The sequence below is a fragment of the Lachnospira eligens genome (genome assembly GCF_009680455.1).
Taxonomy (GTDB): Bacteria; Bacillota; Clostridia; order Lachnospirales; family Lachnospiraceae; genus Lachnospira; species Lachnospira eligens_A.
Genome location: NZ_WKRD01000009.1, coordinates 59,365 through 72,879, shown reverse-complemented (window position 1 = coordinate 72,879; position 13,515 = coordinate 59,365). Strand labels below are relative to the sequence as shown.

10 protein-coding genes are annotated in these 13,515 nt (G+C 33.3%); all 10 read right to left on the bottom strand.

Annotated features, from left to right (window positions below; genetic code table 11):
• Position 1 precedes the first annotated feature (1 nt).
• The gene (locus GKE48_RS11885) at positions 2 to 1,453 is read right to left on the bottom strand and encodes a lipopolysaccharide biosynthesis protein (RefSeq protein ID WP_154301159.1); all 1,452 of its coding nucleotides are present in this window, start codon (positions 1,451 to 1,453) and stop codon (positions 2 to 4) included.
• Complete coding sequence (locus tag GKE48_RS11880; RefSeq protein WP_154301158.1) at positions 1,450 to 2,457, bottom strand: polysialyltransferase family glycosyltransferase; 1,008 nt, start codon at positions 2,455 to 2,457, stop codon at positions 1,450 to 1,452. Before GKE48_RS11880 ends, GKE48_RS11885 begins: the two co-directional genes overlap by 4 nt.
• 12 nt (positions 2,458 to 2,469) lie before the next feature.
• On the bottom strand, positions 2,470 to 3,330 hold the full coding sequence (locus tag GKE48_RS11875) for an O-antigen ligase family protein (protein ID WP_173016934.1): 861 nt from the start codon (positions 3,328 to 3,330) through the stop codon (positions 2,470 to 2,472).
• A gap of 391 nt (positions 3,331 to 3,721) precedes the next feature.
• Positions 3,722 to 4,726 (bottom strand): glycosyltransferase family 2 protein, encoded by a 1,005-nt coding sequence (locus GKE48_RS11870; RefSeq protein ID WP_118010200.1) that lies wholly within the window; start codon positions 4,724 to 4,726, stop codon positions 3,722 to 3,724.
• A 22-nt stretch (positions 4,727 to 4,748) separates the two neighbouring features.
• Positions 4,749 to 5,777 (bottom strand): glycosyltransferase family 8 protein, encoded by a 1,029-nt coding sequence (locus tag GKE48_RS11865; RefSeq protein WP_118010199.1) that lies wholly within the window; start codon positions 5,775 to 5,777, stop codon positions 4,749 to 4,751.
• 11 nt (positions 5,778 to 5,788) lie between these two features.
• Positions 5,789 to 6,382, bottom strand: coding sequence for an LbetaH domain-containing protein (locus GKE48_RS11860; RefSeq protein WP_118149291.1), 594 nt, complete (start codon positions 6,380 to 6,382; stop codon positions 5,789 to 5,791).
• Between the two features lie 28 nt (positions 6,383 to 6,410).
• Entirely contained in the window at positions 6,411 to 7,745 is a 1,335-nt protein-coding gene (rfbH, locus tag GKE48_RS11855; protein WP_154301156.1) for a lipopolysaccharide biosynthesis protein RfbH, read from the bottom strand.
• A gap of 42 nt (positions 7,746 to 7,787) precedes the next feature.
• On the bottom strand, positions 7,788 to 8,834 hold the full coding sequence (rfbG, locus tag GKE48_RS11850; protein ID WP_154301155.1) for a CDP-glucose 4,6-dehydratase: 1,047 nt from the start codon (positions 8,832 to 8,834) through the stop codon (positions 7,788 to 7,790).
• Between the two features lie 15 nt (positions 8,835 to 8,849).
• The gene (rfbF, locus tag GKE48_RS11845; RefSeq protein WP_154301154.1) at positions 8,850 to 9,629 is read right to left on the bottom strand and encodes a glucose-1-phosphate cytidylyltransferase; all 780 of its coding nucleotides are present in this window, start codon (positions 9,627 to 9,629) and stop codon (positions 8,850 to 8,852) included.
• Between the two features lie 227 nt (positions 9,630 to 9,856).
• Positions 9,857 to 13,465: a pectate lyase family protein gene (locus tag GKE48_RS11840; RefSeq protein ID WP_154301153.1), complete on the bottom strand. Its 3,609-nt coding sequence runs from the start codon at positions 13,463 to 13,465 to the stop codon at positions 9,857 to 9,859.
• Positions 13,466 to 13,515 lie beyond the last annotated feature (50 nt).

The following is a 13,515-nucleotide window of genomic DNA, read 5'->3' as shown; positions in this document are numbered from 1 at the left end:
TTTACCTCCTAATTGATACAATAAATTTATATATATCTTTTCTTTTAATAAAGAAAATCATACACATTATTAATATTAAGCCATATCTTAAAAGCAAATTTTTATATAAAAGTAACATAATCAATCCAAAAACCATTAAAATACATGATATTCCGATTACTATTTTTATATCAAATAAATGTATGTTATCCTTAATACATTTTTTTGCAACTTTATCAGAAAATATGTAATGTGATATTCCTAATATAACATAACATACTAATGTTGTATATCCAGCAGCTATATATCCTAATTTTTTTATAAAAATATAATTTAAAAAAACATTAAAACCTGCGCTAAAAATAGATGCCAACATTATAAATTTATTTTTTTCAAAATAAAATTCTACATTAGCAAATATCTGGTACATAAACATAAAATATAAACTTATTGCTAACGGAGGAATAACATATACAGCATCATAGTATTCACTAGGTGCTAAAATACTAATTACCTCCGGTGAAAATGCCATCATAAAAGCCAATGCTACTGCAACAAACAAAAAAAGCTTATTACACACAGATGAAATATCTCTATATTTCTCTTCTTTTAATCTTTGATATATCCAAGGTGCGAACGCGTTATTAATTGATGTTGTCAATATATTTAATATCATAGCTAAATTATGCGATAACCCGTATATACCTGCCTCAGCCATTCCTATCATTTTACTAATCATAATTCTGTCTGACTGAGACAAAATCAAAGTAGACAAATAATGTGGAACTAATGGTATATTAAATTTTAATGCATATATCCAATACTTTTTTGAAAAAAAATTTTTACCTTTTATATAGTTAATTATATATATAATTCCATAAAAAACAATTACAATACAAGCAGAGCTAATTATTCTAACATCAGCACCAAATTTATCTGGAGTATTTATAACAGAAACTGCCGCTACTAAAGGGCTTAAAACAGAAACAACCAAAGTTAAAATAACCATATTCCTGTATTTAAACTCAAATCTCTGTTTAGCAGACCAAAACGAAAAAGCTGAATTTGCTAAAATCTCCATAAACATTACTATAATCAGAACTCTGCTGATTTCAATCCATAATGATAATTTTTTAAAAAATAGCAAATACAATAATAACATACACAATGTAAGTGTACTTACAAGACCTTGCATTGAAGATAAGAATCCATCTCTGTCATTTTCATATTTAATCATTCCATTATTAAATACACCACTAAACAAATTTAGTGTACAAAAAATAATAAAAATACTTTCCCATGAGTAAAAAATACTTACTACTCCATATTGCTCAGTTGTGAGTAATCTTGTAAAAATTGGAACTGTTATAAAACTAATGCCCTTTTGCACAAATCCACATATCGTAAACCACAATGCTGCCTTGGAAGCAATAGACATTTTATTATATATTTTTTTTGTTTTTTCTAACATCATTTATACCTTTCAAGAAATTCAAAACCAAGATATTTTCTTTCTCTAACAAATTCCAATGTTTCTATAGCCGTCGTAGTAATTGATAAAGCTAAATCATAAAATACACTGTCATCATAATTTAAAACCTCTGTAGGTATGTACTTATCTATGTATAAGCAGTTATATTTCTCACATAAATTACTATAATCTGCTTTATCCCTAGGATGAGGCTTTATTGTTATGGTGTACCCCATTCCAGTATACTCTTTTATTATATCTTCATATATTTGCATTTGCTGTTCCAGATTTTGTAGCTGTCCATCTTCTGATAATGGCTGGGTACACAGCAAAAGTGTTTTATTACAATTATTATTTATTATTTTTTGTTTACAGAATATACCATATATTAGTTTCTTTTGCTGTAATGTCAGTTTGTCATTAATTCCTTTTCGTGGTATTTCTATTATATTTTCCCTATCAATTGCCAGACCATTTTTATCATTTACTTCAATATCAATTACATATTGATTTGTTCCAAAAGCTCTGTGTCCTATATTCAATTTATTTTTCAATCTGACTTTTAAACTATTTATATCATAATCCACTTTATTCACTTGATAATATTTATTAAAGTATTTAAAGAAATTCAATCCGTCCTCAATTAAATGATATCTGATTTGATTATTTACAAAATACCAGCCTAAAATTTCAAAATCATTAAACAGAAAAATATTATCCTTATACTTAGTCCAATCTATTTTTAATTTAGTGTTAATATATTTATTCTCGTAATTTTTTTGATTTACTATCTTATCAAATATATTTTTATATTTAATATTTTTGTAGTCTACACTATCAAACACATATATATCATTTATAAAATCCAATGACTTTATGGTTTCAATCTTATTTTTGTAATCTGGCATCTGAGAACCTATCACCAAATCAATTTTCTCATTTTGTACCATTGCTTTTGCAACCGCAATATATAAATTATATAAGCTAAAGCAGCAATATACTTTCATTTTATTTACCTTCTATATTTTGATTTTTATTTTCTTTTTAATTGTTTTAGAATCTTTATCAAATTTAACTGGCATTAAATCAACGATTTTATCAATATTGTATGCCAAAAATATCACACAAAATAATAAATGCGGCATCTGATACATTTCTGTTATAAAATCAACAAAATACGCAACAAGTATTATGGTTAATACCTTTGTATACGGATGTTCTTTATATTGCTTTAATTTATGACTAACAATAAAAACAATAATTCCAAATAACATAAGTCCCAATAATCCCTGTTGAACCATTATATTCAGGTATGTATTATGTGCCTGTGTAGTAGTCCAGGTTGTTAAATTGTAACTAACATTTCCATTTCCTAATATAGGATGACGCGATATTGATTTGAGTGCCAAAGCCCATATTATAGTTCTTCCTGTAAAAGATGAATCTCTATTTAAATATTTATATAATATAGCCGAAAAATTCTCCTGAAAATTCATAAATATTATCAAGTAACTAATAACAAAAGAAATAATAAAAAACACAAATACATTTGGCAGATTAAGTTTAAAAGCCTTTAATGAAAAAACCATTATAATAAAAGCAATACCTAATGCCACTAAAGATGTTTTCGAACCAGCCATATAAATTCCACATATTGTAAATACAAACAGACCAATTCCCATGACAGACAATTTGCCTCTTAGTTTATATATATACATATATGAGAATGCCAGCCATGGTAAATATGTAAAAATATGTGAATTATAATAACCCATTACCCAATTTGCCTTCCATCCTCTACTGTCTGTATATAATCCACCTGGGTGCATAACAATCGTGATAAAATTAGCAACAATTATTATTCCAATAATTATTGCCATATTCTTTATAAAACATGATATATCATTATATAAAGCAAACTCCATAATCAAAACCATACCAAACACATAAATAAAATTCGAAATATCTGCAGAAGTGTCAGTATGTCTAATTATACATATCACTATATTCAAAAAGTAAAACAAAATGGATAACCATGTAATCATGCAAAATCTTATCTTATATAAGATGCAACATATTAATAGAAAAAATATAACAAATAATCTAAAATAATATAATATGCTATTTAAAAGATTACCACCAGTTTCCATAATCCCTCTTGGAACTAAAAACGGGATTACGCATATAATGAGCATTATATTTATCAGCCTTTTATTATTTTCATTTATCATTAACTAGCTCCTTTTAAAAACAAATCATATCATTAATTACCTATTCTGGTCTGTTAATTCTTATATCATCTTTTATTCTAAGTCTTTTTCTATATTTTTTCATCAATTTTGAACAAATAAAGCTAGGAACAAACATACATGGATACACCATCACCCATGCTTTCACATATTTTCGAGTGCATAAATACATGGTTTTATAATTCATTTTATGTATTCCAGAAGCTTTTTCCTTAAGAATATCATGAATAAAAAGATGGCATGTTCGATTTTTATACATTTGATTCAATTGTTTCTTGTCAAAACCAATCTCATTTATCATAAAATCAATCATTTTTTTATAATAAACTCCATTAATTAAAGCAGAATCAAAATTAGGCGTATTAACATATATACCAGCGCCAACACATGGACCTTTTACAATCCCAAGTTTAGTATCTTCCCCTTTGGCGCACAATGCATGTATATATGATTGCAACCAATATGTATCCGCATACTGTTCTGGATTTTCTATTTTTTTAAAATTATCCGTATTACATATAAACGAAGCTAAAAAACCCCAATAATAACCTGCATATTTCATAAATAATTTTTTATCTTTTGTACAGATATCATTCATTGCTTCAGGTTCATGCTTTTGACATGATTCAGAATCAATATATTTATTCCTAAAATCTCTTGTAGTAACATATATTAATCCCATATCATCACCGTTTTCAATAAATTTAAGAATTTTATCAACTGCATTCTCCATTATAATATCATCATCTGACATTAGCCAGGTATACTTTCCCTTAGCTTTTTGAAGACATTTTATGCAATTTCTATCAGTTTTTAAATTTGTTTCATTGCACCAATAACTTATATTTCCCCATTTATTCTGATATTCTTTTATAATATTAGGAGTGCTATCTGTTGAACAATTATCAGACACTAAAACCTCTATTTTTTCATTACATTGTGGCATCAAAATGTCCAACATATTCTTAATTGTTCTTTCTCCATTATATATTGGAATTGCAATTGTTAATACTGGCTGATTTTTCATTTTAACTATCTTATCTCTTTCCTTATGATTGTTTGGCTATTGTAGGCAAATTCATTTTTACAGTAATTTTAGCATATGTTGGTCTTACACAATTAATCATAAAAGCAGCTATACATACAGCCGCCTTTCTAGGCATTATATGCCATATTCCACCATATAATTTCTTTTTCAAGCCTCTTGTGTCTTTACAAAATTCCATGTGATTCCACTCTGTTTCTTTTCGATATTGTGCATATAAAACAGCATATGGACTGTCACTCTTCTCTATCCACATACGTTTCCTCACATAAAAACATGTAGTTGCATGAATTATTGCCGGCTTTTTCTTTGCCCTTATAATTTGATTTTTGGTATAATATTCGACTGGCTTTTTCATTTTTATAATTTCATCATAACCAAATATGTATATAGATGTAAGCATATTATATTGTGGTTCTAACAACTTAATATGTCCATCTAAAACTATATTCAATATATCCTGTTCTAAAAAAAACATTGTTTCATTATTCTCTATACCCTGTAATATTTTATCTACAAGTTTCTGACCTATGTTTTTTTCTCTCCATTTTTTCAAATCAATCAATAATACACCCGCATTGCAATATTTCATCGAATCTGACGCCTGTAAAACTCTTTTTTGTATTGCCGTGCCTACACAATCATATACACCTGCAACAATCTGATCTTTTTCAAAAGCTGTATTGTACATTTCCTGTATAGAATCCAATACAAGTGTGTCACTATCCAGGCTTAATACCCTGTCAACATTTGAAGGTAATATCTCTGCCAAAGCCATTCTTGCATATGTATGTCCCAAATCATACTTTACTTCTGGATACAAATCTTTCTGTTCTGGTTTCTTTATAAAAAAAATCTTTCTTGAAAAATGTTGTACAATATTATTTAATCTTTTTTTATTTTCATCCGATATGTTATCTTCAACTACATATATATTTATATCATCGGCATCCTTATTGTTTTCACATAAAGATTGTATAGCAACTCCACACATCTCCGAAAATAAATCGCTACTATAATAAACAATATTCATTGGTAGTCTCCTTATTCCTCTTCTATGCCTTTAACAAATTGGTTCATATTCCAGCCTGAATTCATACCAATAATCTTTGCTGGCACTCCACCTACAACAGCTCCACAAGTTTCAATATTTTTAACTACAACAGCATTAGAAGCTATCATTACATCATCTGCAATTTGTATATCACCAAAAACACCTGCTCCTGCGCATATTGTTACACCATCACCAATCACTGGACACTTTCCATTATCATCTTTTCCTAATGATATTCCAATAGTTGTTCCATGAAATAAACAGCAATTTCGTCCAACAGTAGAATTTGATGAAACCACTATATTCTGCAAATGAGCAATTAACAGCCCCTTTCCAAATACATTTAGTGGTATCATGACATTATGTCTTGAACTCATTATCTTAAATAATATTTTCCAGTAAATGCCTATAATTTTAGATGCACCTTTAACATTTGAATAATATTCTGCATGTCTTAATACTGATTGAAATAAAAGCTCCTTCCGAAAGACCTTTTTCTTTACTCCTGATGGATAATTTCTTTTTATCCATATCTTTCTTTCAAGTTCAATCCACTGTTTCATTTCCTTTTTTGATTCTATCATTATACTCACTCAGTTCTTTATTAAAATATTATCTAACAGCTTCCTTAATAGTCTTAGCCATATAATCAATCATCTCATCTGTCATTCCTGGATATACTCCTACCCAGAATGTATCTCTCATAATTCTGTCTGTTGTATCAAGTCCGCCTACTACTCTGTAGCCTTCTCCTGTTGCTCTCATCTCATCAAAGCATGGGTGTTTTATAAGATTTCCCGCAAAAAGATTTCTTGTCTGTACTCCATGGCTCTCTACATACTCAACTACTGCCTTTCTGTCAATTCCTTCCTTTACTGTTATAAGGAATCCGAACCAGCTTGGTCTTGAGTTCTCACATGGTACAGGAAGAATTACCTTATCCTCTATATCTGCAAGTGCTGCTCTTAATCTGTCAAAGTTATGTCTTCTTCTCTCAACAAATGATGGGAACTTCTCAAGCTGTGCACAGCCTACCGCTGCCTGCATATCTGTTGCTTTAAGATTATATCCAAAATGTGAATATACATACTTGTGGTCATATCCTAATGGAAGTTCTCCATACTGCTTGTCAAATCTGTGTCCACAGAGGTTGTCCTTTCCTGATGGGCATACACAGTCACGTCCCCAGTCTCTGAATGAACGGATACACTTATTAAGAAGTGCATTATTAGTATATACTGCTCCTCCTTCACCCATTGTCATATGGTGTGGTGGATAGAAACTGCTTGTTCCGATATCACCGATAGTTCCTGTGAACTTCTCTTCTCCATTGATTGTGTACTTAGAACCAAGTGCGTCACAGTTATCTTCTACAAGCCAGAGATTGTGCTTGTCACAAAATGCCTTTACTGCTGAAAGGTCAAATGGATTACCAAGTGTATGTGCAATCATAACAGCCTTAGTCTTGTCTGAAAGTGCATCCTCAAGCTTTGTAACATCAATGTTGTACTGTGGAATAGTAACATCAACAAATACAGGTACTGCACCATACTGGATAGCCGGTGTTATTGTTGTAGGGAAACCTGCTGCTACTGTGATAATCTCATCACCTCTCCTGATTCTTCTGTCTCCGAGAAGTGGTGATGTAAGTGCCATAAATGCATTGAGGTTGGCAGATGAACCAGAGTTTACTACTGATACATACTTTACTCCGAGATATTCTCCAAGCTTCTTCTCAAATTCATCTGTATAACGGCCTGCTGTAAGCCAGAATTCAAGTGCTGAATCAACAAGATTCATCATTTCCTTGCTGTCATATACTCTGCTGGCATATGATATTCTGTCGCCTTCCTTATACTGTTTCTGGTTATGGTACTTCTTGCAGTACTCATCTACAATACCAAGAATCTCCTGTCTTGCTTCTAATTCATTCTTATTATCAAACATATCTTATTCTCTTTCTTACTTTATTAATTCCTTCCCTGCCTGTTATGCAAAGAACTCTTCTATCTCTTTATCCATACATGCAACAACATCTCCGCCTGCTGCATATACCTTTGACCATTCAACACTCTTCTCAATTGCTGTATCAAAGTTCCATCTAGGCTTCCAGCCAAATGTTGTCTTTAACTTTGAGCAGTCTAACTTTAAGAAATTGGCTTCATGAGGTCCTCCGTCATATTGGTTAATCCATGAAAGACCTTCTCCCCACTTGTTACAGAATGTATTAACAAGTGTCCCTGTTGTAATGCAGTCGCTCTCATCTGGTCCTACATTATAGAAGCCTGCATACTTCTTATCACTGTACTGCTCCTTTGCAATCATAAGATAAGCTGCAAGCGGCTCAAGTACATGCTGGTATGGTCTTGTTGAATGTGGATTACGCACAATTATATCTTCCTTCTTAACTGCAGCTCTTACACAGTCAGGAACAATTCTGTCATTGGCGAAATCTCCTCCGCCTATAACATTACCGGCTCTTGCTGTTGAAACTGCAACCTCCATATCATTGAAAAATGAATTGATATAGCTGTGTGTTACAAGCTCTGAACATGATTTGCTGTTAGAGTATGGGTCATATCCGTCAAGAGGCTCATTCTCTCTGTATCCCCATGCCCACTCATTATTATGGTAAACCTTGTCTGTTGTTACATTTAAAAATGATTTTACACACGGGTTAAGTCTTACACATTCACAGATATTAACTGTTCCCATAACATTAGTTTCATAAGTATATACAGGGTCTTTGTATGATTCCCTTACGATAGGCTGTGCTGCAAGATGAAGCACTATCTCAGGCTGTGTCTCTTCAAACACCTTCTTAAGATGCTCAAGATCTCTTATATCACCTATTACAGAATTCATCTTATCCTCTACATCTATCATTGAAAAAAGGTTAGGCTCAGTAGGTGGAACAAGTGAATAACCTGTCACTTCTGCTCCTGCTTTAAAAAGGATTCTGCAAAGCCATGAGCCTTTGAATCCTGTATGTCCTGTAACAAGAACCTTCTTTCCTTTATAAAAACTTAAATCCATCTTAATCCTCCCGGCTTAGTCCCATTTCTTCCAAGGAGCTGTTCCAGTTGCAAGATACTTCTCGAGCATATCCATCTCTCTCTTGGTATCCATGCACTGCCAGAAGCCCTTATGCATATAGGACATTAACTGACCTTCCTTTGCAAGTCTTTCTAGTGGTTCTCTCTCAAATACAGTGTCATCACCATCAATATAGTCAAATATTTCAGGATTAAGCACCATATAACCTGCATTGATAGGTGCACCGTCTGTATGGCTCTTCTCTCTGAATGACTTAACAGCGTTGTCTCCTCCGATATCAAGTACACCCTTCTGCTGTTCAAGCATTACGGCTGTAAGAGTAGCAATCTTGCCATGCTCCTTATGGAACTCAACAAGCTTGTTCATGTCTACATCACAGACACCGTCTCCATATGTCATAAGGAATGGCTCGTCCCCTACATATTTCTGGATACGCTTGATTCGTCCTCCAGTCATTGTATTAAGACCTGTATCAACTACTGTAACCTTCCATGGCTCACAATGCTGCTCGTGAATAATCATATCGTTAGAACCCTTTGTGAAGTCAAACGTAATATCACTGTTGTGAAGGAAATAATCCGCAAACCATTCTTTAATTACATACTGCTTATATCCTGCACATATAATAAACTCATCAAAACCATAATAAGCATATTTCTTCATAATATGCCAGAGAATTGGCTTTCCTCCTATCTCTATCATTGGCTTTGGCTTAAACTGACTTTCTTCACTTATTCTTGTTCCGAAACCTCCAGCCAGTAAAACAACTTTCATTGATAATACTCTCTTTCTCTCAAATATCAGATTATAATTTCACAATTAATCTTATGTTACAATTTACCATTCGTCATTTTAACATTATCGACTATTTTCGTCAACTTTTTATACATAAAAAATAAGCAATAGCCATCGCAAACTGACTATTGCTTATTTTAATTTCTTATTCAATTTTAAACATATGGATATTTTTTGTGCTTATACGATAATCACAACATGATATATTATATTACCATTTTTATACTATTAGTTAATACAGAATTTGGCATTCTCATCACTGTTAACACATTTTCTTTTCCTTTTACAACACCGTTAACAATATTATACTTTATTCCATTCTGAATATATGTTCCAGTATAATTAAATTTTACTAAACCATTTTCAAGATAAAACATTCCATTTTCATTGCTTGCAACGCCATTGTATTTAAAGTTAACTTTTCCGTTCTCTATTCTCCACCAGCCATTTGCATTCTGTCTGATTCCTGTATAGTCATATCTTATATAACCACCTTTTACATATACCCAGTCTGAGCCATCCTGAATTACATTTGTATATCCGAAATTTACCTTTCCATTTTCGAGATAAAATCTTCCGTTTTCATTTGTCGCAAACCCTGTGTAATTGCTTTGCACATGACCATTCTTTACATATACCCAGTCTGCTCCATCCTGAATTAAATTCGTATATTTAAAATTAACTTTTCCGTTCTCTATGTAGAATCTTCCATTTTCGTTATCTGCCAGTCCTGTATAACTAAAATCTACTTTTCCGTCTTTTATTCTCCACCAGCCATTTGCATTCTGTCTGATTCCTGTATAATTAGTATTTACATGACCTTTCTCTACATATACCCAGTCTGCTCCATCCTGAAATACAGTTGTATATTCGAAATTTACCTTTCCATTTTCAAGATAAAATCTTCCATTTTCATTTTCTGCAAATCCTGTGTAATCATTTTTTACATGACCATTCTTTACATATACCCAGTCTGCTCCATCCTGAATTAAATTCGTATATTCAAAATTAACTTTTCCGTTCTGGATATAAAATCTTCCATTCTCATTATCTGCTAATCCTGTGAAGTTAAAATTAACTTTTCCGTCCTCTATCCTCCACCAGCCGTTTGAGTTCTGTCTGATTCCTGTATAGTCATATCTTATCTTTCCATTTTCTACATATACCCAGTCTGCTCCATCCTGTTCTACACTTGTATATGTTGTGTCAACTTTACCATTCTTTACATACATTCTTTCATTGTCACAGTCTGCAAATCCTGTAAAGCTTGTATCTACCACATCATCTACATAATAATAATAATTTCCATCTTCTGCCTTACTAAGACCATTCTTCTTTTCAACAACTCCTGTTGCAGGTATCTCTGTTACATCTGTCTTCGCATCACATACTGTACAATGGTGGCTCTTGCTTCCTGGTGTTGTCTCTGTTGCTTCAACATCTACTGTCCACTCTGTACTGAAGCTGTGTCCCTTTGCTGGGATTGTTTCTGTGTATGTCTTCTTGTCACATGTTCCTGTTGTAGATGTACATGTATATGTAAGCACTCCTGCCTCTGTACATGTTGCCTGCTTTGTTATCTTTGACTCATACTTATGTGTATGTGTTGTCTCTGATGTTCCAGATGGTGTATATATCATATAGAAAAGATTGATTGAATCTCCCTTTGTTACAGTTACAGCACCCTTAGCAACATCTACTGTTAATGTACCATCAGAACCAACTTTTTTGCTTGTTCCATTAACTTTTACGCCCTTACCAGAAGCTGCCGTTGTTCCGCCAAATACAAGTGTAAGCTTTCCAGCGGATGGTGCTGTGAACTTAATACTTGTTGATGACTCCATCTTAAGGCATTTTGTAAGTGTAAGACCGTTGTATGTTGCTGTACCTTTATTTGTTGCTATGCTTCCTGTAATACTATAGAAGTCACTTGTTGTTCCTGATTCTGTAAAGTTATGTACCTTTGCATCTCCTGATACCGGTGTGTCAGGTGTAACAGGTGTATCTTTTCCAATAGCTGGAATAACTGCTGTTTCATTATAACCACATCCTGTACATGTGCGGCTCTTAAGACCTTCTTCTGTCTCTGTTGCAGGTGTAACAACTACCCACTCACCATATGTATGTGTATGTGAAGTGCCAGATACGCTTCCACCACCTACTGATACAAGAGATGTCTTGTATGCATTAAGCTTATCCTTTAATGGCCTGTTGAGTGAATAGCTTGTATCATCAACACTATTATCAAATGTCCACTTGAAATCTCCGCCCATAATACGTCCTGCATACTTAGTTACAATTGAAGGAACATCTGCAGGTGCATCAATATCAGCAGTATCAACGCCTAAATCAACCTTAGTATCAAAATTAGAATATGTCTTTCCACCCTGCTTTGCCTTATAAGTTGAAGGTACTGTTTCACTTCTTGATGTTGCAAGATATGCATCGAAATCAGTTGCACTTGCAGTTGTTGTACCAGCATCCGAATTAGCATATATAACAGACTTCTGACCTTCCATATAGTTGTTGTATGCCTTGATGACACCACCATTCTCTCCTGAGAATATTCCACCTGCCAGAACATCACTTCCCTGCATTGAACTGAGCATTGGATAATTACAGTTTCTGAAATAGTTAGCCTCTACGAATGCCTCACTATCCTTTGCAGCGCCTACACCATATTTAGAATTACCATCATAGTAGTTATTATATACATGAACTGACATTGTTCTGATACGAGGATGTCTTGAATCAGAATGGTCAAACCAGTTATGGTGATATGTAATCCAGTTCTCACCTGACTCTGACTTCATGCCACAAAGTGACATCTTTCCTGAATCCCAGAAATGATTGTAAGATACTGTCACATACTGAGAATTATCCTTTAAATCCATAGAGCCATCGCCCTTAGCCTGGTCACCATCTGAACCAGCATTACCATAGAACACATCGTTGTTATGTACCCATACACCACGTGACTGCTTAAGAGATATACCATCTCCGTCGCCTCCACCGCCCCAGTTCATAAGACCAAGGTTTCTTACTTCTATGCCTGTTGACTGGAATACAGCCACACCTGCTTCATATAAAGTAGCATCATCACCAATACCCTCAAATGTTACGTTAGCTGCTCCCTTAACACCAATTGCATATGCTGATGATACATCTTTGCAGGCAAGTCCGCTTAATGTAACCTGACCTATAATACGGATAGCAACTGGCTGGCAGTTATTCTTAGCCTTAATTGCCTGTGTAATAGCTGCTACACCTGTATATTCTGTGTTACCAATCTTCATCTTAACTGTATTCTTATTAGCTTCTGTAACATAAAGAACAGATGCATTAGACTTTAATGTACCATCGTTGTTATATGCACCAACGCCATTCTTTACCGGTGAATTACTTGAAAATGTAAATCCGCTTCTGTCATGTGCATTTACAGTAAGCTTATCTGAAACGATAGCAGCTGATGTATTCTCCTTGCCATTGTTCAGCGGAACAATCTTCATAACATAATCGCCTGCTTTTAATCCTACAGCATCCGCTCTCATGTAAGATGGATACTTTCTGATAAGCTCATCGTCCAACTGGACATAAGCTGAATCTGAGGCACTTGCAGACTTAACATATACATTGTAACCTGTAGCTCCTGTTACAGGTGTCCATTTAACATATGCTGTCTCAAGCCAGCCTGATGCTTCTGTTATTGCGCCAGAAGCTGCATGTACTGGATTCATGTCAAATACTATAACTGACACTGCCACCATTACACATGCAAGTAATGCACTCATAAACTTTTTTACTTGCTTTTTCATTTTTCCTCTCCTTTTCCATTTTATGCACATTTTTGTGCAAATTTGATATG

Excerpts from the sequence above, each read along its gene's own strand:
- GKE48_RS11885 (WP_154301159.1), bottom strand. The coding sequence starts at position 1,453 with ATGATGTTAGAAAAAACAAAAAAAATATATAATAAAATGTCTATTGCT.
- GKE48_RS11880 (WP_154301158.1), bottom strand. The coding sequence starts at position 2,457 with ATGAAAGTATATTGCTGCTTTAGCTTATATAATTTATATATTGCGGTT.
- GKE48_RS11875 (WP_173016934.1), bottom strand. The coding sequence starts at position 3,330 with ATGGCAATAATTATTGGAATAATAATTGTTGCTAATTTTATCACGATT.
- GKE48_RS11870 (WP_118010200.1), bottom strand. The coding sequence starts at position 4,726 with ATGAAAAATCAGCCAGTATTAACAATTGCAATTCCAATATATAATGGA.
- GKE48_RS11865 (WP_118010199.1), bottom strand. The coding sequence starts at position 5,777 with ATGAATATTGTTTATTATAGTAGCGATTTATTTTCGGAGATGTGTGGA.
- GKE48_RS11860 (WP_118149291.1), bottom strand. The coding sequence starts at position 6,382 with ATGATAGAATCAAAAAAGGAAATGAAACAGTGGATTGAACTTGAAAGA.
- rfbH (WP_154301156.1), bottom strand. The coding sequence starts at position 7,745 with ATGTTTGATAATAAGAATGAATTAGAAGCAAGACAGGAGATTCTTGGT.
- rfbG (WP_154301155.1), bottom strand. The coding sequence starts at position 8,834 with ATGGATTTAAGTTTTTATAAAGGAAAGAAGGTTCTTGTTACAGGACAT.
- rfbF (WP_154301154.1), bottom strand. The coding sequence starts at position 9,629 with ATGAAAGTTGTTTTACTGGCTGGAGGTTTCGGAACAAGAATAAGTGAA.
- GKE48_RS11840 (WP_154301153.1), bottom strand. The coding sequence starts at position 13,465 with ATGAAAAAGCAAGTAAAAAAGTTTATGAGTGCATTACTTGCATGTGTA.